Source organism: Roseibium sp. AWQ4_254, from assembly GCF_056161025.1.
Window position 1 is genome coordinate 1 of record NZ_JBSWYH010000028.1, and the last position, 22,757, is coordinate 22,757.

Here is a 22,757-nt window from a genome sequence, read left to right on the forward strand (position 1 = left end):
GGATCAATCCGATCCGGGGCAAAAACGCGGGCCTCATGGCTGAAAGCCGTCGGGACGCCTCAAAATAGCGGGTTGTTGCGGGTGCCCAGCTCCGCCGCTTTCTTCGCTTACTCATTAAGGGCCCTTAAATGTCCATTTAATTAAGCGGACACTTAACGCACCAAATCGAAAAGCGGCAGGTCGGGTTCAACGGACGCTCACGTCTATTCAGAAAAAACGCAAAGAGGAGATGCAGTCTTTCCTTAAGGATAGAAAATCTTGAAGCGCGTTCTTTACCCGCACTGCGCTTTGCAAAACGTACACAGGTCCCAAAACACAAAAACCCGCTGGATCGCTCCAGCGGGTTCTTTAAAAGATCGGAACCAGTTTGTCCGGCGATTAACGCTTTGCTAAGCCACCTCTTCGACAAGTCATTGTGTATATTGATATATTTAAGGCGGATATTTTTGTGCTACGGCTGTGCTACTACTTAGTTTAAGTTATTTACTGCTTGTTCAATATCATACATAAACTTTTCTGCTCCCCAACACCTAAATCTTATAAAGGTGCCAGCAAAATTTATTCTAACAATACTTGTGGTGAGCTTTTTTTCTAATTCACAGTTCTCTACAAACTCAAAAGGAATTTCAATTTCTGAAATATTTTTATGACTAGCAACATTCATTCCATTCGGTCGTATGATTACTTTATCTTCATAAAGCTCACAACTTCCACCAATCCAAAGACCACCTATAATTTTTTTCGCAGAATTTATTACAGTTACTCTTTCGACTCTAAAGGTGACCCAATCTGCCGCTTGTGCTTCAGTTGAATGATAATTTATAGCTTTTTTTGAAATTAACCTACTCATCGATAAAACGTAACCTATCAGCTATTTCGACACAACTTTTTCTATCATGTGTCACATAGTCAGTCTGTCGTTTAGTCAAATTAGATTATCAACCCTACAAAAACGTATGTTAATCGCACTTATTGCTACACGCCAACGATTTTAAACGTTGATAGAAAAACACAGCTGCCAATGTATTTTTTGCTTACTACATTTTCTACGTTGGTGGCTGTGGTTTGATTGGCTTAACAGCAGACTGCTTTGCCAAAAAGTCATCTCTTTTCGCATTAAAGTCAAAGTTGCTTAAGCTTTGTATTGGTGCTGATGATGAAGGTGTATTTTTACTTTGTGGTATTGGCAATGGTTTAACTGAAAGGTAAGCTTTTGGTTTCTGCTTTTTACCCTTTTGTTTGATGACAGCTTTGTCAGTTGGATAAAGACTTTTCTTTGTTCTAATGCTTATACGATCAGACAAATATTTTATTGCTGCTGATAATGTTGTTAGATCCTCTAACCTGCTTTCTAATGGAGCATTGAAGCTTTGTTGCTTAACAATGTCTATTAGCTTTCGCATTTCTGTTTTGTACTCCATCCTATTTCCTTAAGTATGGTGGTGTAAAATCACCAACTGAACCGCACCGGGTTTGCCGGAGGCTCCAACTCCTGAGTAGGATGGAGCACGATGAGTAAAACAACAAACAAGTTTTCCCCTGAAGTACGCGAGCGCGCGGTTCGTCTTGTGCTGGATAGTGAAGGCCAGCGCAGGTCTCGCTGGCAGGCGATCGTATCGATAGCAGCCAAGATCGGTTGCTCGGCGCACACACTGAACGAATGGGTCAAGATATCCGAGGTTGATAGTGGTGTCCGGGCTGGCATTCCGACGGAGATGGTCGAGAAGATGAAGGCTCTTGAGCGGGAGAACCGTGAGCTTCGTCAGGCCAACGAGATCTTGCGCAAGGCGTCTGCATATTTCGCGATGGCGGAGCTCGACCGCCCATTGAAGCGATGATTTCTTTCATCGATGAGCACCGCCCGGTGTTCGGGGTCGAGCCGATTTGCAAAGTTCTGCCGATTGCCCCTTCGACTTATTATGAGAATGTCTCCAAGCGTGAGGATGTGGATCGCCTATCGTCCCGCGCTCGCCGCGATATCGCTCTGAAGATCGAGATCCGCCGTGTCTTCGAAGAGAACTTTCGGGTCTATGGCGCACGCCAGAACCGGCATAGATTCTCACGTTGCCAGACTGGCGGCCTGCCGGGAGAGTTTAATTTGTCCCGGGTCGAACGTTCGGACTTTCGTCTGCCTGTTTTTGTCATTTACACCTCCATCAACGGGGGGTTGCGACGACCGGTTGAATCCGCCCAATATGTGTCGATCAGGTATTCGGAGCGCCTGGCCGAGGCTGGTATCGAGCCCTCCGTCGGAAGCGTCGGCGATAGCTACGACAATGCTCTCGCAGAAACGATCAATGGGCTTTACAAGGCCGAGGTCATTCATCGGCGTGGACCGTGGCGAAACTTCGAAGCCGTCAATTCGCAATACTCGAATGGGTCGACTGGTTCAACCACAGGCGCTTGCTGGAGCCGATCGGAAACATGCCTCCGGCTGAAGCAAGGAACAATACTACGCCAGGCTAGATCAAACGGCCGAAGCCGCATAACTTAAACCAAACAGCCTCCGGTAAACCCGGTGCGGTTCACCTCAAACCAATAGCAGAGCTGTGTGCTACGCATATGCTATATTAGCTAACCATTTTGTCAATCAGATCAACTCTGTGCTACGCATAAAAGGCAATAAAAAAGGGCTGCGAAACACGCAACCCTTTGTTTTGTATATTTTTTTGTGAAGCGGTGGTCTAACGCTTGGAGAACTGGAAGGACCGGCGGGCCTTGCGGCGGCCGAATTTCTTACGCTCAACCACACGGGAGTCGCGGGTGAGGAAGCCATTCTTCTTCAGAATGGACCGCAACTCCGGCTCGTAATGTGTCAGGGCCTTGGACAGACCGTGGCGCACGGCACCCGCCTGACCGGACAGGCCACCGCCGGTGACGGTTGCAACCACGTCATACTGGCCATCGCGTTCGGTCAGCATGACCGGCTGGCGCAGGATCATCTGCAGCACCGGACGTGCGAAATATTCGGTGAAATCCTTGCCGTTGACGACAATTTTGCCAGTGCCCGGCTTGATCCAGACACGCGCAATGGCGTCTTTCCGCTTGCCGGTTGCATAGGCACGGCCCTGAGCGTCCAGCTTCTGGACATGGACCGGAGCTTCAGGGGCAGCGGTTTCGACCGCACCGCCCAGTTCTTCCAGGGATTGCAGCTCAGCCATTCTTAAGCCCTCTTGCCGTCATTTTTTGCATTCAGGCCCTTCACGTCGACGAGTTCCGGCGACTGAGCTTCGTGCGGGTGGGTCGGACCAGCGTAAACTTTCAGGTTCTTCAACTGCTTGTTGGACAGCGGACCGCCCGGCATCATGCGCTGAACGGCCTTTTCCAGAACACGTTCGGGAAACCGGCCTTCCAGGATGCCACGCGCGGTGCGCTCCTTGATGCCGCCCGGGTGACCGGTGTGCCAGTAGTATTTCTTGTTGTCGTATTTACGGCCAGTGAACACCACCTTGTCAGCGTTGATAACGATGACATTGTCGCCGGTGTCGACATGGGGGGTGTAGGTCGGCAGATGCTTGCCGCGCAGGTGGTTGGCGATGAAAGCGGCCAGGCGGCCGACAACCATGCCTTCTGCGTCGATCAAGATCCACTTTTTCTCGACCTCAGCCGGCTTGGCAGAGAAGGTCTTCATGAGTTTGATCCAACTTGGTCGGTTAAGGAAAGGGCCCGCGCGGCTGCAAATGAGCCAGCGAACGGACCCTGAATTCGTTCGAGGGTGCTTATACGCGCAGCCAAAACAGCCGTCAACAGACTTTTTGGGACCTCTCGCTATTTTATGTTAATAATTTCAATTACTTACAAAAACGGTATCATGTTACCACATTTTTTCCAGCTTTCCGATCTAATGTTTTCCCTCCTCCTTCAGCGGACCGAGTCCGTCTTGCCCGGCGTTCCCGTCGATTTTACCTAGTCTTAAGTCCTGAGTCCTAATTTCCCTCAGCGAACATCGGAAAGAGCGAGAATGAGTCGCGACAACCTGAAGCGAGTAAAACGGTATCCGTTGCTTTTCGCGCTGCTCGGAACGCTCTTTCTTGTCGGTATTGTTTATATTTCGCTCGAAGCCCTGATTGACTGGCAGGTCCACGTTGCCATACGCAAGGATGCTGAAATCCGGGCACGCAACTGGAGCGACAACTTTTTTCAGACAACACCTTCCGCCGTGCAGATGATCGAAACCGGCGTCGCCCCCGAAGATGACTTCGCCCGGCTGGAAAATTCCTTTGCACTCACAGGGGTCATCCGGTTCAAGCTGTTTGACGATCAGGGCATGCTGACCTTCCTGTCAGACAATGGGGTGCTCGCGCCCACACAGTTCTTCAGTGAACAGGCGCTGCAGACTTTTCAAACCGGCCAAAGCATCGTAACGCTGCACGAACCAGAAGTACGCATCGGCCTTCCCGAACATCTTCAGACTTATGTGAAAGTTCTTATGCCCGCATTCCACCCCTCGGGCGAGCGGATCGGAACTGTTGAAGTCTCGGTCAATGTCGGCGACCTTGAAGAAGCCCTTGAAGTCTCCTTTCGTCAAATCAGCGGCTATCTGATTGCAGGCACTATCCTGATCCTGCTTGTTCCGGCTGCGGCCTATATCCACAAGACCCGGCAAATGATACGGCAAGACCGGACGCTTCTGGAATATACGCGCTACGACCAGTTGACCGGCACCTTCAACCGCAACAGCACGACGGAAATTCTTGCAGATCTTTTCGACGCACCGCAGGTTCCGCTCAGTCTTGGAATTCTGTTTGTCGATCTCGATCATTTCAAACAGGTAAATGACCAGTTCGGACACGCCTATGGTGACAGCCTGTTGCAGCATACCGCGCGGATCCTTAAGGCCAACCTGCGCGGCAAGGGGGATTATGTGGGCCGGTTCGGCGGGGATGAATTCGTGGTGCTGTGCCCGGATATCGGTTTGATCGAGTTCCGCAGCCTCTATGGCCGGATCATGGAAGATGCGCGCAAGACTTTCTATCACGAAAGCCGCAGCTACGTGCCCAGCCTGAGCACCGGCGCCTATATTGCCGTTGACGGGGATACGGCCAAAACAGCTCTGCACCGGGCCGATCTGGCCGTCTATGCCGCCAAACGCAGCGGCCGCGGCCAGGTGATCGAATATTCACGGGATCTGGAAGGCCTGTTCACGCAGGACAGGCCCCGGCAAACCGCCTGAGGTGCAAGGCCAGCCTAAGTTTCAATCGTCTTGCGCGCGGGCCGGTGATCAGCGGGGCGGCACCGAATAGGTAGCAGTGGCATGAGCAACCAGATCCTCGCTGCCCCTCCCTGAAATGGCGCAGTCAACAACGGCAAGCCGTTTTCCAAGTTTCAAAATCCGGCACGAGGCCAGGAGATCTCCCGGCGGTGGCTTGCGCAGGAAATTGATGTTGAAACTGGTGGTCACCGCCAGCGCCACCGGGCCGATATGGCCCAGAACCACCACATAGGCCGCCAGATCCGCGAGTGCCATCATAGACGGCCCGGAGACGGTTCCACCGGGGCGTAGATGCTGCTCCGTCGCGCTCAAACGCACAACGGCCACCCCGGGCTTCAGACTTTCCGCCCAATAGGCCCGCCCGCCAGCGTGAATCTGGGGAAACTCCCTGTCCAGAAATTGCTCGATCTCCCCAACTGACATCACTGGCTGCATGCGGCCTCCCCCAATCTGCACCTCGGCGCCGGCTTCCCGGCTCTCTTTTACGTAAACGTCAAAGCGGCCGGAAGGCAAGTGCAATTGCAGACCAGCAGTGCAGGAGACCCTATTCCGCCGGCAAGCGGTTTCCGGCGCGCCGTTTTTCCAGGGCATAAATGCCACTGTCCCAGAGCCAGGCGGCGAGCGTGCCAAGGCCAATGCCCGTACGCATTTGGAACTCTTCAAAATGGAACCGGGATGCCCGCAGCCCCTGCAACACCAGGCCACGCCTCAGGGACCTACGCATGGCTTTCGGCCCGCAGAAAAACACATGTGCGCGGCTGAGGTCCCCGTTCAGGTCCGCCGCAATCCGCTCCGGCGTCAACCGGACACCTTCCGCGGAATTGACGATGACCACCTCCAGGGTTCCCGCCTCTTCCGCACGCTTTTCTAGTTCCAGCGCATAGGGAATATCTTCGCGCCCGCGTACACAATAATACAGTTTCACCGGCCCGGTTTCGCGAGACTTCAGGCTTTCAGCAAAAGCCAGGAAGGGTGTGATCCCGATCCCGGCCCCGATCCAGATCTGCGGGTCGCGGCCTGCGGGCATGGAAAAATGCCCGAATGGGCCGGACACCCGGACCTCCATGCCCTCTTCGGCCTTGCGGCGCAACCGGCTGGTGTAATCGCCCAGATCCTTGATGGAAAACCGCAGGCTCCTGTCCGGCCGCGGCGCATCACTCAAGGTGAAAGGATGAGCTTCCGACAGGCCATGGCCTGCAAGGCTCAAGAAGGCAAACTGCCCGGCCCTGTGTTTCAGCCCTCGCCCTTCCGGGGCAAGCGCCAGTTCTGTCACACCATCCAAGTGGCAGACCGACATCACCTTGTAGCGGTGTCCACGGGGCGCCATTGGCCGGATAACTGACATCCAGGCATAGCTGGCCAGCCCGAGCAGGCAGAAGGCGGAGATATAGAGCCCAACAGGGTCCGTGTTGGAAAAAGGCTTCTCGATGAAGAAGAAATGAAAGGCGCCCATCAGGAAAAAGACCCCGATCAGACGGTGGCTCCATTTCCACAAATGATAGGGAATGAAAGTGATCACCGATGCCAGAACCAGAATAAGGAGACCATAGAGGCTTATTTCACCTATATCCTCGGCGATCCCGGACAGAGCCCCCCCGTTCAGGCCACGCATATCCGCATCAATGATGTCATGCAGTCCGAGGGCTGCCATCGCGCCAACGCCCAGCCACTTGTGAAGGACATAGATCCGGTCGAGCGGTCCAAAAATCATCTCCAGACCGGGCGCCCGGGTGGCCAGAGCCTGATTGATGCCCATCACAATGAGGGCGGCCGCTCCCAGATACTGGCTGAAGGCAGCCACCGGATCACGCGCCGCCGCGATCTGAAAAAACCAGACCAGCGGCACAAGACAAGTCGCTCCAATCACCAAAAGACCGAAAATCCGCAACGTCACCCCTCCTGTGCCAGCCATCACGGCTATCCTGACGGCCAAATCCGCGTTGACGTAGCAGCTGAAGACGTAAAATCAATAAACTTAAGTTTGTCCGGCACGGACCTTGCCCAAACTGCGGGAGTTCACGGGGTATTTCCGGACAATGGACGTGCAAAAACTACCCTTCTTGCGTCACAACACCACTCACCGGACACTCATCTGGAGCCTGTCGCATTTATGCAGTTTCAAAGTGGTTTGTCTTGAGTTGTGGCCTCTTTGATGTCAGACGGCGAAAACCAAGTCCGATAAAACGCGATGGGTTTTGGCCTTTCAGGAAAAGGAGAAAGACATGCAGCCCATCCGACTTGCACGCATTGCCATCCTTTCAGCCTCCCTGCCCCTTCTGGCCGGCCTTGCGCCAGATGAAACCTATGCGCAGGACTGGACCTATTTGGATGACCGGTCGAGCCCGCAGAGGTTGATCGAGAGCTATTATTTTGCCATCAGCACCCGCTCATACGCCCAGGCCTATGGTTACTTTGAGGCCCAGTCAGCACCGGAGGATTTCAATATCTGGGTCAAGGGTTATGCCGGCACGAAATCAGTTGAGGTGAAATTCGGCAGCACGCAGCCTGACCCTGGAGCAGGGCAAATCTACTGGGCTCTTCCCGTTGCGCTGCTGTCGCTTCAGACCAACGGCACACGCAAAACCTATACGGGCTGCTACAAGATCCATATGACAAATCCGGGCATGCAGGTGGATCCGCCCTACCAGCCGATGGGTATTGTCTCGGCCTCGCTCACGGAAACCAAAACGCCTTACATGGACGCACAGCCCGGCCCCTGCTGAAGGAGTGTCTCTGGTCGCGAAAAGAGCTACCCCCGGCGGCGGCCCCGCCGCCGCCCTCCTGAGCCACTCTCTCCCGCCGCGCGGACCGCATCGGCTTCCTTGTTTGGCGGGGATATCAGCGGGCCGATCTTCGCCAGAACATCTTCCAGATCCGGCCGGGGGCCTGGCTCATGGGCATCCAGTGCCTGACGCATGGCCGCAAGATGGGTGGGAGACGTGCCGCAGCAGCCTCCGATAATCCGGGCACCGGCATTGAGGGCCATATGGGCATATTTGGCCATCAGGTCAGGCGTGCCCGTATAGACAACTTCATCGCCGCGGATCTGGGGAATACCGCAATTGGCCTTGGCCACCACAATCGCCTCCGGATAGGCCTCGGTCATTTCCATGACCGCAGCCAGAAGATCGGACGCACCAACCCCGCAATTTGAACCGATGGCAACGGGCATGCAGGCAAACTGCGCTTGCAGATCACCAAGCCCCTTCGGAGCCAGCCCCATCATGGTCTTGCCTGCCGTATCGAAACTGGCGGTGATCACGAGCGGCAATCCGGCCCCTTGGGCCGCTTCGGCGGCTGCCTTCATCTCTTCAACCGCTGACATGGTCTCGACCCAAAGGATGTCAGCACCGCCTGCTACCAGACCTTCGATCTGTTCCCGGAATGCCGCAACACCCTCCTGATAGCTGAGCGCACCCAACGGCTGAAACAGCTCGCCTGTCGGGCCGATGGACCCGCCAATGAGAACCTCACGCCCAGCGCCTGCGGCCACGTCCCGGGCCAGCTGCACTCCCGCCCTGTTCAGTTCCTCTACCCGGCCTTCCGCGCCATGAAGCTTCAGGCGGTGACGGTTGCAGCCAAAAGTATTGGTCAGGATGATGTCAGACCCGGCATCGATAAAAGACTGGTGCAAGGCCTTGATCTTTTCCGGTGCCTCCAAGTTCCACAATTCCGGCGCGTCCCCCGAGACAAGCCCCATCTCAAAAAGATTTGTCCCTGTTGCCCCATCCGCCAGGAGCGCACCCTTTTGGGCCAGAAGGTCTTCCAATTTCGACATCAAATGGTCTTTCATTCCTTCTGGGGCCGTCGGCTCAAAGCGCCCCAACTGCGCATGTTCAAGGATTGAGCCCAGTGTCAGCCCCTGCCCTGTCTTTAAGAATCAGCTTTTCGGCTTCAGATTGTCAGGATCATAAAGCGGCTGATAGCCAACCCCGGCCACTTCGACCGGATAGGTCTCCGACATATATTCGACCGTCAGTTTCCGGCCCACTTCGCAATAGCCCTGGGGCAGATACGCGAGCGCGATATTCTTGCCGATCGTCGGGCCAAAAGCGACCGACGTCGTGTAGGATAGACGGCCGAGACTGTCGACCAGGGTTTTGCCGGTCTCCGGATCCATGACCGGCATGGCGCCGACCGGATAGCGTTTGATCCCGCTGGCATCGGTATTTTCGGTCATAACAAGAGTACACAGCGTCGCTGGCTGATGGGCCCGCGCCCGGTATTCCAGATGTTTGGCCTTGCCGCGGAAATCCGCATCCTTGACCTTGGGCCGGGCCAAATCGGCTTCATAGAGGTTATACTGGGTCAAGAGATCCGCATTTTGCAGGCGCAGGCTCTTTTCCATACGGCGGGAATTGGCATAGGTCTCCACGCCAACCGCCGTGACACCGAGGCTGCGCAAGGCGTCCCAGACCGCCAGGCCATCCTCATAGGCCATGTGAAGTTCCCATCCCTGTTCCCCCACATAGGACAGGCGCAGAGCCGAGACCCCGCGTCCGGCGATCTCCAGGGGACGGATCGCAGCGAAGGGGAAGGCCTGCGGATCGAGCGCAGCCGGATCGGAAACCACCTTTTTCAGGTTCTCACGGGCATTTGGCCCCCAGATCCCGATCGTGGTGAAGCGTTCGCTCACATCTGTGACCGTGACATCAAAGCCCTTGTCCTCGGCAACGCGCTTCACATAGTGCAGATCACGCGGCCCGGCATCGGCCCCGTCAACGATGCGGCAACGGTCTTCCATGCGGAACACGGTCAGATCGGCGCGGATATTGCCCCCGTCATCCAGGAAGTGGGTGTAAATGCCCTTGCCGATATTGGCATCGCCGCCAATGCGGGCCGCACAGAGCCATTCCATCAGGGCCACATGATCCGGCCCTTCCACATCGAACATATAAAAATGCGACAGGTTGATGAGGCCGCAATCCTCGCTCATGGCCAGCTGTTCCGCATTGGAGACACGCCAGAAGTGGCGGTTGTCCCATTCCGCTGCCCGCTCCGGCACCCGGTCGGCATATTTCTCCAAGAGATGCTCATTGGCCGCATAACCATGCGCCCGCTCCCAGCCGCCCAGTTCCATGAAGTAGCCACCGAGTTCAACTTCCCGCTCATAGAAGGGCGAGCGCTTGATGTTGCGCCCGGAGGCATAGGGCTCGCGCGGGTGGATCGCCGGGAAATAGATCTTCTGGGCCGCCTCATAACAGCGCCCTTCAATGAACTCTTCACTCAGCTGGTGCTGGTAGAACCGGGAATAGTCGATTGACGCATGGTCGATTTCGGTGCGCCCGTCGGTCATCCAGTCGGCAATCAGCTTACCGTAGCCCGGACCGTCCTTGACCCAGATGGCAACACAATACCAAAGCCCGCGTACTTTCTGGCTTTCCCCGCAGGAGGGACCACCTGCGGCGGAGACCTGAAGCAGGCCGTTGAAAGAATGGCTTTCATTATAGCCGAGCTCGCCCAGGATCGGGGTCAGTTCCATCGCCCGCTCCAGGGGCTCGATGACTTGTTCCATCTCCAGATCCCGCTGGGAGGGCGACAGGCGCGCTTCATGCTTTTCCTGCAGATCCCGGGGATGGCACATGCGCGGATGAGTGGTCTCATAATAGCCCCACTCGATCTGCCCGCCTTCAGCGGTTTTCGGATCGCCCGTGTCGCGCATATAGGCCGAATTGCCCTGGTCGCGCAGCAGCGGAAAGCCGATATCCTTGCCGGTGCCTTCAAACTCATTATAAGGACCGAAGAAGGTCAGCGGATGGTCCACCGGCATCACCGGAAGGTCTTCACCGACCATTTCCGCGATCTGGCGTCCCCACAGGCCGGCACAGACAATCACATGATCGGCCAGAATAGTGCCGCGATGGGTCACAACCCCCTTGATGCGGCCACCTTCCACGATCAGTGACTGAGCGGGCGTGTTGGCAAAGGCTTTCAGCTTGCCGGTCTTTTCCCCTTCATCCACCAGCTTGCCCGCAACGGTCTGTGAACGCGGAACAACAAGACCGGCATCGGGATCGAACATGCCCCCCTGCACCATGTTCTCTTCAATCAGGGGAAAGAGGCTCTTGATTTCGTCGGGCTCTACCAGACGCACATTGGTTCCGAACGCCTTGCCCGAGGTGACCTTGCGCTTGATTTCCTCCATCCAGGCATCGTCGCCCTTACGGGCAATTTCCAGCCCGCCGACCCGCGCATAGTGTCCCATCTTGTCGAAAAACTCGATGGAGTACTGGGTTGTCCAGACCGACAGGTAGTCGTGGCTGGTGGTGTAGCAGAAGTCGGAAGCGTGGGCGGTGGAGCCGATATCTGTCGGAATGCCAGACTTGTCGATGCCAACAATATCATCCCAGCCGCGTTCGATCAGGTGATGGGCGACAGATGCGCCGACAATACCACCGAGGCCGACAATGACGACCCTGGCTTTGTCAGGAAAGGCTGACATGTTTGCGTCCTCTTCAATTCGTTCGGGCCGCAGTATCGCGGCAGCCTCTTGCGCGAAATAGTCTGATTGCGTCACGGCGGCATACTGACCGCGACACGCAGCCCCAAAATGACCTGCTGCACAAAGGCTGCTGCAAACGGCTTTTTCCCAAAGGCCTCCAAGCGCTTCCCGCCTCCCATTGGCCTTGCCCCATGGCGCGGGACAGCCGGCTGCGATAGAGTCCCCCCCGCCCTGAAATGACGCATTCAGGGCAGTGAGCGCCGGATCTGGGCCCCGCCCGCCAGACGGTTTGTTCAAGACTGGGTCAAACAAGAAAGCACATGTGGAGGCACAACATGTCAGACGCCGCTCCTTCAGGCCGCCGTGGACGATCCGCCCGCCGGGAGCGCCGGCAATCCGGTCCGGGCAGCCAGGCCGTTCCCTATATTTCCCGCAAAATCCCCGTCTATGATGTGCTGAGCGATGAGGGTGCGGAAAAGATCGAGGCCAATGCGGACCGTCTTCTGGCGGAGATCGGACTGGAATTCCGGGAAGATCCCGAAGTGCTGGCCTTATGGAAAGCGGCAGGTGCCGAGGTCGAGGGCGAGCGGGTGCGCTTTGAAAAAGGCATGCTGCGCGAAATCCTCAAGACCGCGCCGCGCCAGTTCACCCAGCATGCGCGTAACCCAGCCCGCAATGTGGAAATCGGCGGCAACAATCTGGTGTTTGCGCCTGTCTACGGCCCGCCCTTTGTCACAGACCTGGATCAGGGCCGCCGCTATGGCACCATTGAAGACTTCCGCAATTTCGTGAAGCTCGCCTATCTGTCGCCCTGGATGCATCATTCGGGCGGAACTGTGTGCGAACCGGTCGATCTGCCGGTCAACAAGCGCCATTTCGATATGGTCTATTCCCATATCAAATATTCAGACAAGCCGTTCATGGGCTCTGTGACGGCCCCTGAGCGGGCGGAAGATTCAGTCAGCATGGCGCAAATCGCTTTTGGAGACGCATTCGTCGATCAGAACTGCGTCATGATCCAGTTGATCAATGCCAATTCCCCGCTTGTTTTTGATGCGACCATGCTCGGGGCCCTGAAAGTCTATGCCAAACACAATCAAGCCTGCATTGTCTCTCCCTTCATTCTGGCTGGCGCCATGAGCCCGGTCACCGTGGCTGGCACCTTGTCGCAGGTACTGGCCGAAGCACTTGCGGGCTGCGCACTGACCCAGTTGGTCCGCCCCGGCGCGCCTGTTGTCTTCGGCGCATTTGTCAGCTCAATTTCAATGCAGTCCGGAGCGCCCACCTTCGGCAGTCCGGAAGGCTCGCTGCTTTTGAACGGTGCCGCCAAACTGGCCCGCCGTCTCAATCTTCCCTTCCGCTCCGGCGGATCGTTCACCGCCTCCAAACTTCCGGACGCGCAATCGGCGCAGGAATCCGCCCAGACCATCCTTGCAACGGTACAGTCAGGCGTGAATTTCGCCCTTCACGCAGCCGGATGGCTGGAGGGGGGGCTGTGTTCTTCTTATGAAAAGTTCATTCTGGATGCGGACCAGCTCGGCATGATGCATGTTCTGGCCAAAGGCATTGATGTGTCGGACGAGACCCTGGCGTTCGATGCGCTTCAGGAAGTCGGCCCGGGAGGTCATTTCCTCGGGGCGGCGCACACCCAGCGCAATTTCGAATCCGCTTTCTACCGCTCTCCGATTGCCGACAACAATTCCTATGAGCAATGGCTGGCCGACGGCGAGCTGGACGCGGCCCGGCGGGCCAATGCCCAATGGAAAGAAATGCTGCGCGCCTATAGCGGACCGGAGCTGGATCCAGCGATTGACGAGGCTCTGATGGCCTTTATGGCCGAGCGCAAGGCTTCGTTCCCCGACAGCAATGTCTGAGCCAAGCGCCGTCTCCGGCAGGCTCCCTCCTGACAGGCTTTTGTAAAAACCGCCGGGCCTGACGTGGGCCGGCATTTTTTTGCGTGACCTGACGGCGAAGCGGGCTATTGTCCGCGGGCCGGTCCGCATCCGCGCATCCCGTCAGACATCCAAGGCCGAAAGGACCCTTATGGAATCCCAGTCCAGACCCCAGGACCTTGCAGGCTTGCGCCTCCTGTCGCAGGACATGTTGCGCTGGTTGACCTCAAAGGCGCTTCCTCTCTGGCTGGAAACCGGTGCGGATCTATCCAAGGGCGAATGTTTCGAAGCCATAGATCTTGAAACGCTCACTCCAACGGACCAATCCCGGCGAGCCCGTGTTGTGGCCCGGCAGATCTATTCCTTTCTGGAAGGCGGCCGGCTTGGCTGGGAGGACCAGGCAAACGGCATCGCGACCGGCCTGTTCGACTGGTTTTCAAACACCTATCTGACCGGCTCCGGCACATGCGTGGCCGCCGTTGATCTGGACAATGCGGTCACCGATGACCGCTTTGATCTCTACAATCAGGCTTTTGCGCTGTTCGCCTTTGCCCATGTGGCTGGCCAGGTGCCGGAGCGCAAGCGGCAGGCCGCGGACAAGGCCAACAATGTGCTCAAAAATCTCATGGACCGGTACCGCCACCCGCAGACCGGGTTCCGGGAGGCCAATCCGGACACACGCCCGCTGCGCTCCAATCCGCATATGCATCTGTTTGAGGCTTGTCTGGCCTGGGAAGCGGTTTCGGACGATCCGGTCTGGCAGAATCTCGCCGACGAAATTGCCGAGCTGGCGCTCACCCGTTTCATCGACCCGGTCAGCGGCGGCCTGCGCGAATACTTCGATCTGGACTGGTCCCCGCTCGAAGGAGACAGCGGCCGGATCATGGAACCCGGGCACCAGTTCGAATGGGCCTGGCTCCTGTGCAAATGGGGCACCTCCCGGGGAGATGCGGGCGCTCTGATTGCCGCTCGGCGCCTCTATGACATTGGTTGGACCTACGGGATCGATGAGACGCGCGGCGTGACTTTCATGGCCTTGAAGGACGATTTCACCGTTCACGATCCTCTCGCCCGCCTCTGGGGCCAGACCGAATGGATCAAGGCCGCTCTCGCGCTGGCCGAAGTGTCGGGCGGCCCGGAGCGGGAGGCCTATCTGTCGGATGTTCCGGACGCTGTTGCAGCCCTCCGGCATTTTCTGGAGACGGCTCCCGCCGGTCTATGGCGTGACAAGCAGAGCCCGGATGGACGCTTTGCCGTGGAACCGGCCCCGGCAAGTTCACTCTATCATATCGTGTGCGCCCTTTCGGAACTGGACCGGGTCACCGGGACTTTGAAGCCTTCTTAGACTCTGAAACACGGCCTCGCCCCGTGTCCAATTGGCGCTGACAGGGTCACATAAGACGTATTCGGCCTTTTTCTCCTGCGCTGCGCGCTCTATAGCTTGTCGCCGGATCTCATTGAAACTCCCGAAAGGCGACAGGAAGGCCGCATGTCACAGGCTCAACTCATCGATGGCAAGGCGATTGCTGAATCGGTTCGCGAAGAAATCACCCGCCGCGCTGCCAAGCTTCTGGAAACCAGCGGACAGCGTCCCGGACTCGCGGTTGTGCTTGTGGGGGAAGACCCGGCCAGCCAAGTCTATGTGCGCAACAAGGACCGGGCGGCAGAAGCCTGCGGCTTCCATTCCGTCAAACACACGCTTGCCGAAACGGTGAGCGAAGACGAAGTGCTCGGCCTCGTCCGGCAGCTCAACGATGATCCCGATATTCATGGCATTCTCGTCCAACTGCCCCTGCCCGCGCACATTGACGAAAGCAAGGTCCTGCGCCTGATCCGCCCGGAGAAGGATGTGGACGGCTTTCACCCGGTCAATGTAGGACTTCTAACCGCCGGTGAACGGGACAGCGCTTTGGTGCCGTGCACACCGGCCGGCAGTCTGGTCCTGTTGAAACGCACTCTGGGAGACACGCTCTCTGGCAAGAGTGCTGTGGTTGTCGGCCGCTCCAACATTGTCGGCAAACCCATGGCCAGCCTACTGCTGCAGGAAAGCTGCACGGTCACCATTGCCCACAGCCGTACCAGAGACCTGCCGGATGTGGTGCGGGCAGCCGACATTGTCGTGGCAGCCGTCGGGCGCCCGGAAATGGTCAAGGGAGACTGGATCAAACCGGGGGCAACCGTTATTGACGTTGGAATCAACCGTGTTCCGGCTCCGGAACGGGGCGACGGCAAAACCCGTCTGGTGGGTGATGTCGCCTTTGAAGAAGCCGCCGGACATGCGGGGGCCATCACGCCGGTTCCAGGCGGCGTCGGCCCGATGACCATTGCGATGCTTATGGTCAACACCCTGACCGCTGCCCGCCGGCTCATGGGCCTTCCTGAAGAAGAGCCGCTTTTTTAAATCTGTTTCCGTTTCAAAATCGGGGCTCGCGATTTTTACTGTGGGCCCCGTGTCAAAAATACTTCACCAACAGAGAAGTCTTCTCCTAAGTTGTTCTGATAAATTCATTGATGGGCTTCGGCTCTTGAAACCGGCAGGGCAGCATGGTCTACCCTTGTTCAGCAAACATTAATGACGAAGTTCTACGTTCAATTGTGTAGGGACTGCGTAAACACAATTGAGACAGCTTATTCGACAGCCTGGCCTTTGTGGGCCGGCTCAACCGTCAGGCGGCAGTAAGTGAAGGGTCTACCGTCTTCGGGTTCCGGCGATGCCTGGAACACGGTTCGAACTGCTTTGGGCCGGTTGGTTGCCTGCAAGGTGACCGCCCTTTTTGCGTTTTCAAACCGGCTGGTTCCAGGCACTTGCGTCGCCCTTGCGCTTTGCCTGCCAGTGTCGTCTGCCAATGCCTTTGACCTTTTTGGCTGGACCCCGTTCGGCGGTGCAAAGGAAGAGGAAACGGAGGCGGTGCCTGATCCGATCTCCTATGAGACCGAGTTGTCGGTAACCGATGGCCATGAAGAGCTGACAGCAGGCCTGAAATCCGCCTCCCTTTTGCTTCAGCAGCAGAAAAAGCGCCCCTCCGGAGAACCGGGCCTGATAGCCCGGGCGCTTTCGGACCGGGAACGCCTGATCGCCAAGCTCTATGCGGATGGCCGCTACGGGGGCACGGTTTCCATCACATTGGCCGGTATCCCTCTCGAGACAGCACTGGAACAGGACAACCTGCCGGACACCCGTCCGGTCAAAGTTGCCATTCTGGTCGATCCCGGCCCCACGTTCATTTTCGGTAACGTTGCGGTCTCCGCGACCGGCAGCGAACTGTCGACCGATCCGTCCTTCTGGGGACTTGTTCCCGGCGAAACTGCCGGATCAGGCAAGATTCTCACAGCAGAAAGCAAAATCGTGTCCGTGCTTCGCGGCCGCGGCTATCCCAAGGCTTCAATCGCCGAACGGCGGATCACGGCCGATCACAGCCGGAACACACTGGATGTAACCCTTGTGGCGGATGCAGGCCCGCGCGCCCAGTTCGGCGCTGTTTCGGTCAGCGGCACAGAGGTCACGGACCCGGATTTTGTCAGGCAGCAGGCCATGCTGCCGCAAGGCGGCACCTATTCACCTGCAGACATTGCAAGGGCGCGCAAACGGCTGAACGACCTTGGCATCTTTTCGTCGATCCGATTCGTGGAAGGCGACATTGCCGGTCCGGACGGCGTCATGCCAATCACCATCGAAGTCAGCGAGCGCAAACGCCATGTCATCGGTGCGGGAGCGTCCTGGTCCAGCACCGAAGGCTTTGGTGTGGAAGCCTATTGGCGGCGACGGAACCTCTTTGGCCGAGGTGAACTTCTGTCTGTTGAAGGCTCCATCGGCCGGATCGGTACGGAAAGCTTTGAGAACCAGGAATATTCGGCCCGGATCGCGTTTGAAAAGCCAGGTGTTTTTGGACCCCTGACCAGTTTTTCCACCAGCCTTGAGGCCCGCCAGGAAAACCCGGATGCTTACAAGAGCAAGACGCTCACCTATGATGCGCGCCTCAACCGGGACTTCTCGGACACGCTGAAAGGCAGCGCCGGGGCCGAACTGTTTTATGCAGATGAAGAAGATGCCTTCGGGGATGACCGGTATCTTCTGGTGGGTCTCCCCGCGGAGCTCTTGTTCGACAACCGGGACGACAAGCTCAACCCTTCCAAGGGCGTTTTTGCCGCCCTGTTTGCAGAGCCTGCCTATGACACGCTCAATTCCAACGCGATGGGCTTCGTAAAGGGCACGGTGTCCAGCTACTACGCGCTTGATAAGTCCAAACGCTTTATTCTTGCAGGCAAGATCACCGCCGGGTCGATCTTCGCGCCCTCCATCGAAGCGGTTCCCGCCAGCCGCCGGTTCATTGCCGGTGGCGGCGGTTCCATCCGGGGCTACGCCTACCGCAATGTCGGGCCGAGGATTGGCGATGACGTTGTCGGAGGCCGTTCCCTCATCGAACTGTCGGGGGAAGTGCGCGTGCGCATCACCGAGACCATTGGCTTGGTCGGCTTCGTCGATGCTGGCAATGCCTATGAAGACAGTTTCCCCGATTTTTCAGAAGAGCTGAAAGTGGGCGTTGGGGCTGGACTGCGCTATTTCACTCCCATAGGCCCCTTACGCATTGATGCTGCAATACCGCTGGAACCGGAGAAAGACGACCCTGATTTTGCGCTCTATGTGGGATTGAGCCAGGCATTTTAGGCGTTTTGCCGCGCTGCGGGCCACACGCCCGCGCCCCGGCAACTGGACGGAACGTTTCCAATTTCTTATCAGCTATTGTCTCAAGGCCCCGGCAAGGCCAAATGCTTGTGAAAAAGTCAGCCGTCCGGCACTTTGGGGTTGCAGAACGGCTGGAGACCGGCAGAGCTGGAACCAAATGCGTTTGATGAAACTGACCTTACGGATTTTTGGCGCTCTGGTGGCCCTTTTGGCCGCCTTGCCCGTCGTGCTGATTGCCTGTTTACACGTTCAGCCGGGCCGGGACTTCGTCTCCTCGCTCGTCAGTTCTCTGGCCTCCAGTGACACTCAAACCATCACGGTTGAAGGCCTCTATGTCAGTTTCGGCCTGAATGCCCAAATCGACGCAGTCCGGATCACGGACACCAAAGGCCCCTGGTTTGACGCTGAAACGCTTAAACTGTCCTGGCATCCGCTGCAGCTGTTGGCCGGTCATCTTGAGATCACCGGCGTTTCAGCCCGGCGGATAGACCTGAACCGACTACCGGCCCCGAACGCAGCTTCGGATGCACCCGGTTCCGAAACGGCCACACCCACTGAAAGCGGATTTTCCGTCCCCGTCGATATCACCGTGCGCGGCTTGAAGCTGGAGGAGGTCAATCTCGGCGCGGCGTTGATCGGAGAGCCAGTGTCTCTGACCGCCTCAGGAGGTGGATCCTTTGCGCCCGACCCGGCGCTGCTGCGCGCCGATCTTGACGTCCGCAGAGTGGATGGGGTGGCAGCAGAGCTAACCGCAAGGGCCGAATTTGAACCAGCCGCCGAAACCTTGACCTTTCAGGTGGCCTTGAGCGAGCCCCGGGGCGGCCTGGCGGCCCGCCTTCTGGACGTCCCCAATCTTCCGGCCTTGTCCGTGGATCTCGAAGGCCAGGGCCCTCTGAGCGACTGGGGAGCAAACCTTGCCGTCGCCCTTGACGGCCACCGGACCGTGACAGGCTCTGCCAAGCTTCAAGACACCGGCGGCGGCAGCAACCTCACCTTTGATCTGGACGGCGACCTTGCGCCGCTGGTGCCTCCGCAGGCCCGGGCATTTGTACTTGGCTCCACCAAGGCCTCCGGCGCCGCCCGGTTCAGCCCGGTGTTCGAACCGCTTTCCGTCAAACTCTCCCTCAAAACGCAGACGGTGTCCCTTGAAGGCTCCGGCGCGCTGACAAATGGAGAGATCAGCGCCAACGGGACCCTTTCGGTCACCGGCGGGGATGCCCAGCTGATTGCGCTTGACCTGGGCGACAAACGGGTTGCCCTTGGGCCGCTCAGCGCGGACGTCTCGGTGTCAGGCGCGCTGTCTCAAGCAAGCTGGACAACCCGCCTGACGCTCGCCTCCCTCCAATCCTATGAGGCAAAGATAGAAGGCCTCTCCCTGAACCTCTCAGGCAAGGAGGCCAATCTAACCCCCGACGCCCTGTCTTCACCCTTTGACCTTGATCTGACCGTGTCAGACCTTCAGGGATTGATTCCTGCGACAGAGCCCCTCACCGGCCCGCTGTCGCTAAAAGGGGCTGGGACACTCGACGGCAAGGCCCAGACCCTGGAAGTCTCTGATCTTGCCCTCGCCTTTTCTGCAGCTTCCCTCTCCCTGAGCGACACGCTTGCCTCCACCAACAAGGTCTCAGGCCAGGGCCGGCTGTCCGTGCCTGACCTAAAGGTCTTTTCGAACCTGGCCGGACGGGATCTGGGCGGAGCCGTCTCGACGTCCTTTTCCGTGGATCTTGATCCGCAGTCCCTTGCCGGGTCCACAACGGTTGCGCTGGTTGCCGACGCTCTGAAAACCGGTCTTCCTCAGGCCGACGGGCTTTTGTCGCAGAACACACGCCTCGATGCGGTTCTGGACCTGAAAGGGACCAGCGACATCACCCTGAAGAGCCTGGCCCTCAAGAACGACGCGCTCACCCTGTCTGGCACCGCCCGCTATCAATCCGGCGCTTTGACCTCCAGCCTGACGGCGGCACTTGAGGATCTGGCCCGCATCGATCCGCAACTGGACGGGACGCTGAACCTGACTGCAAAGACCGCAGGACCGGTCGGAGCGCTGCAGGTTGAGGCCAAGGCCACCTCAAAGCAGATCCTGCTTGCCGGAACCCCGCTCGATGGGCTTGAGTTTTCGGTCAAGGCCATATCGAATCCGGCTGCTCCAAGCGCCACTGTGACCACGACAGCGCGCCTCAATGGCCAGCCGATTTCCGTTGACGTCGACCTGAAAAGCCAGAACGGCGGCGCAGATATTGACCCTTTGTCAGTGAAACTGGCCGGGAATACCGTTCAGGGCGCCCTCAAGGTAGGCCGTCTGGACAATGCTCTGGAAACCCTCGCCGGAACTTTGAAAATCGACGCACCGGATCTGGCCTCCCTGTCACCACTGCTGCTGACAGAGATTGACGGCCAGTTGCAAGGCTCCGTCTTTGCCGATCCGGATGCGAAGAAACTCGTGATTGACCTGTCGGGCGGCGGCATCGCCGTGCCGTCTGTCAAGATCGGCAGCCTGACGCTGAAAGCCGATATCGCAGCTCCCTATACGCCGCAGACCGTGTCCGCAAATATCGCCCTGTCCAGCCTTGTGACCGACGCTACGCCGGTTCATGAAGTCAAACTGCTTGCCACGCCCGAGCGCAACGGCACCTCGTTTACGGCGGATGTCCGGGTCGACCCGGACAACCAGGACGGCCTGTCTCTTGCCGCCTTCGTGACCCAGCCCTCGGCTAGCGCCTATCGGGTGGACCTGTCCAAGCTTTCCATGACCTATCTCGGCCTCGCAAGCCAGCTGAAAACACCGGCCACCCTGTCCTATGCGGACGGGACCGCGGTCCTAACGCCGCTGGATCTGCAACTTGGCGGCGGATCTTTGGCCGTCTCAGGATCGGCCGGAGACACGCTTGACCTCACCGCGAAACTCACGGACGTTCCGCTTGATCTGGCCAACGCCTTTGTTCCATCGCTCGGGCTCGGCGGCGCCCTGTCGGGCACAGTCTCGGCCACTGGCAGTGCTGCCGCACCGCAGGCACAATGGACGATCTCGGGCGCGGGCCTCACCGCAAGTGAGTTGAAGAAAAACGGCCTTGCCGCGCTCAGCCTGAAGAGTTCCGGGTCTTTGAAGGACAACACGATTACCCAGGACACGGTGATCAGCACTCAAAACGGGCTGAAGCTGACGGCGGTGGGCACAGTGGGACTGGCCCAGCCCAATATGCTTGCGGTCACTTTGAACGGGACCGTTCCCGTTGCGACCCTGCGCCGTCCACTGCTGGAGGCAGGCCTGCGCGGCGACGGCGTAGTCTCCTTGTCCGGAAAGGTGAGCGGTTCGGCCACTGCACCAGTCTATCAGATCACCGCAACGCCTACCGGACTGCAAGTCACGAGCCTGTCCACCGGGCTGACACTGAAAAACATTCAGGGCACTGCGTCCGTCACCCAGGATCAGGCGTCCCTCAACGGGATCTCCGGAGATCTTGCCACCGGCGGCTCCCTTGCAGCCAGCGGCACAGTTGGCATGAAAGACGGCTTTCCCGCGGATCTCAGTCTGAAGCTCAACAATGGCCGCTATGTGGACCCTGGCCTCGTCACAGCGGACGTCACGGCGGATATCAAGATCACCGGGCCACTCGCCTCGCCCTCAAACTCCGCTCTTATTGGTGGCACTGTTACCATCAACAAGGCCGATGTCTCCATCCCCGAATATCTGCCCGGCGCCATCCCGCCGGTCGATGTTCAGCATGTGAATGCGTCGGCTGCTGTGCGTCAACAGGTGGCGGATCTCGGGGGCGAGCCCAAGCAAAGTCAGGCCCAGCAAAAATCGGTGCCGCCGCGCCTCGACATTCTTCTGTCAGCGCCAGGGCGGATTTTCATCCGCGGGCGTGGTCTCGACACTGAGCTGCAAGGTAGTCTGAAAGTCGCCGGAACAACAGCCGATCCGCAGGCAATCGGCGCTTTTTCGCTGAAACGCGGCCAGCTTGATATTCTGAACAGACGTCTGGTCTTCTCCCGGGGCAGTGCGACCTTTGACGGCTCGCTGACCCCGCTGATTGACTTTGTCGCAACCACATCGGTCAACAGCACGACCATCACGGTCACTGTGAGCGGCGAGGCAGATGATCCCCAGATCGCCTTCAGTTCCTCTCCGGAGCTCCCCCAGGACGAAGTTCTGGCCCTGTTGCTGTTCGGCAAAAGCGTCGGCAACCTCTCCGCCACCCAGGTCGCCAGTCTGGCTGCGGCGATCTCGACGCTGACCGGTGGCAGCGACAGCGGGCCGCTGGCCTCGATCCGCAAGTCCCTTGGTCTTGATGCCATCGACATCAATACGGACGGCGAAGACGGCCCATCCGTTGCGGTCGGGAAATACATCAATGACAATATCTATCTTGGTGTCGAACAGGGCACCGGGTCCAACTCCAGCAGGGTCAAGGTGGATATTGACCTGGACCGGGGCCTGAAAGTGCGCGGCGAAGTGGGCGCCGACGGCTCCTCAAAGGCGGGGATTTTCTTCGAAAGAGAATACTGACAAAGCGGGTATCTTGTTAG

At 58.0% G+C, this 22,757-nt stretch carries 15 protein-coding genes, 1 pseudogene and 1 other annotated feature; of the genes and pseudogenes, 8 read left to right on the forward strand and 8 right to left on the reverse strand.

All coding sequences use genetic code 11. The features are described 5' to 3' along the window. Positions 1-469: 469 nt before the first annotated feature. Entirely contained in the window at positions 470-850 is a 381-nt protein-coding gene (locus ACXAIC_RS19470) for a hypothetical protein (protein WP_475184061.1), read from the reverse strand. Between the two features lie 196 nt (positions 851-1,046). Next, positions 1,047-1,421 carry a hypothetical protein gene (locus ACXAIC_RS19475; RefSeq protein ID WP_475184063.1) on the reverse strand — a complete coding sequence of 125 codons (375 nt, stop codon included), beginning with the start codon at positions 1,419-1,421 and terminating at the stop codon, positions 1,047-1,049. 90 nt (positions 1,422-1,511) lie between these two features. Between ACXAIC_RS19475 and ACXAIC_RS19480 the strand changes: the two are divergent. Continuing rightward, positions 1,512-2,489 (forward strand): annotated as a pseudogene (locus ACXAIC_RS19480) (transposase). Beyond that, positions 1,793-1,909: a sequence feature (AL1L pseudoknot), on the forward strand. Its footprint overlaps the pseudogene before it by 117 nt. Positions 2,490-2,684: 195 nt before the next feature. On the opposite strand, the gene rpsI reads toward ACXAIC_RS19480, so the two are convergent. Together rpsI and rplM are read right to left on the reverse strand one after the other, a co-directional pair. Then, positions 2,685-3,161 (reverse strand): 30S ribosomal protein S9, encoded by a 477-nt coding sequence (gene rpsI / locus ACXAIC_RS19485; RefSeq protein ID WP_475184066.1) that lies wholly within the window; start codon positions 3,159-3,161, stop codon positions 2,685-2,687. A gap of 2 nt (positions 3,162-3,163) precedes the next feature. Beyond that, positions 3,164-3,631 carry a 50S ribosomal protein L13 gene (rplM, locus tag ACXAIC_RS19490; RefSeq protein ID WP_475184068.1) on the reverse strand — a complete coding sequence of 156 codons (468 nt, stop codon included), beginning with the start codon at positions 3,629-3,631 and terminating at the stop codon, positions 3,164-3,166. Between the two features lie 330 nt (positions 3,632-3,961). On the opposite strand from rplM, the gene ACXAIC_RS19495 reads away from it, so the two are divergent. Next, positions 3,962-5,173 (forward strand): GGDEF domain-containing protein, encoded by a 1,212-nt coding sequence (locus ACXAIC_RS19495; protein ID WP_475184071.1) that lies wholly within the window; start codon positions 3,962-3,964, stop codon positions 5,171-5,173. Positions 5,174-5,221: 48 nt separating this feature from the next. On the opposite strand, the gene ACXAIC_RS19500 is transcribed toward ACXAIC_RS19495, so the two are convergent. Next, on the reverse strand, positions 5,222-5,647 hold the full coding sequence (locus ACXAIC_RS19500; protein ID WP_475184073.1) for a PaaI family thioesterase: 426 nt from the start codon (positions 5,645-5,647) through the stop codon (positions 5,222-5,224). A 109-nt stretch (positions 5,648-5,756) separates the two neighbouring features. Then, positions 5,757-7,124 (reverse strand): ferredoxin reductase family protein, encoded by a 1,368-nt coding sequence (locus ACXAIC_RS19505; protein WP_475184075.1) that lies wholly within the window; start codon positions 7,122-7,124, stop codon positions 5,757-5,759. Positions 7,125-7,434: 310 nt separating this feature from the next. On the opposite strand from ACXAIC_RS19505, the gene ACXAIC_RS19510 reads away from it, so the two are divergent. Continuing rightward, positions 7,435-7,935, forward strand: a complete 501-nt coding sequence (locus tag ACXAIC_RS19510; RefSeq protein ID WP_475184077.1) for a hypothetical protein — start codon at positions 7,435-7,437, stop codon at positions 7,933-7,935. A 26-nt stretch (positions 7,936-7,961) separates the two neighbouring features. Here ACXAIC_RS19510 and bmt read toward each other — a convergent pair whose 3' ends face one another. Both bmt and ACXAIC_RS19520 read right to left on the reverse strand, forming a co-directional pair. Beyond that, positions 7,962-8,990 carry a betaine--homocysteine S-methyltransferase gene (gene bmt, locus ACXAIC_RS19515; RefSeq protein WP_475184079.1) on the reverse strand — a complete coding sequence of 343 codons (1,029 nt, stop codon included), beginning with the start codon at positions 8,988-8,990 and terminating at the stop codon, positions 7,962-7,964. A gap of 102 nt (positions 8,991-9,092) precedes the next feature. Further along, positions 9,093-11,654 (reverse strand): GcvT family protein, encoded by a 2,562-nt coding sequence (locus tag ACXAIC_RS19520; protein ID WP_475184081.1) that lies wholly within the window; start codon positions 11,652-11,654, stop codon positions 9,093-9,095. A gap of 335 nt (positions 11,655-11,989) precedes the next feature. Between ACXAIC_RS19520 and ACXAIC_RS19525 the strand changes: the two genes are divergently transcribed. The 5 genes from ACXAIC_RS19525 to ACXAIC_RS19545 all read left to right on the forward strand — a co-directional run bounded on the left by ACXAIC_RS19525 (position 11,990) and on the right by ACXAIC_RS19545 (position 22,737). After that, positions 11,990-13,528, forward strand: a complete 1,539-nt coding sequence (locus ACXAIC_RS19525) for a trimethylamine methyltransferase family protein (RefSeq protein ID WP_475184083.1) — start codon at positions 11,990-11,992, stop codon at positions 13,526-13,528. 169 nt (positions 13,529-13,697) lie between these two features. Further along, positions 13,698-14,891, forward strand: a complete 1,194-nt coding sequence (locus ACXAIC_RS19530; RefSeq protein WP_475184086.1) for an AGE family epimerase/isomerase — start codon at positions 13,698-13,700, stop codon at positions 14,889-14,891. A 144-nt stretch (positions 14,892-15,035) separates the two neighbouring features. Beyond that, positions 15,036-15,947, forward strand: a complete 912-nt coding sequence (gene folD / locus ACXAIC_RS19535; protein WP_475184089.1) for a bifunctional methylenetetrahydrofolate dehydrogenase/methenyltetrahydrofolate cyclohydrolase FolD — start codon at positions 15,036-15,038, stop codon at positions 15,945-15,947. A gap of 360 nt (positions 15,948-16,307) precedes the next feature. Then, positions 16,308-18,212: an autotransporter assembly complex protein TamA gene (locus ACXAIC_RS19540; RefSeq protein WP_475184090.1), complete on the forward strand. Its 1,905-nt coding sequence runs from the start codon at positions 16,308-16,310 to the stop codon at positions 18,210-18,212. Positions 18,213-18,387: 175 nt separating this feature from the next. Further along, the gene (locus ACXAIC_RS19545) at positions 18,388-22,737 is read left to right on the forward strand and encodes a translocation/assembly module TamB domain-containing protein (protein WP_475184092.1); all 4,350 of its coding nucleotides are present in this window, start codon (positions 18,388-18,390) and stop codon (positions 22,735-22,737) included. Positions 22,738-22,757 lie beyond the last annotated feature (20 nt).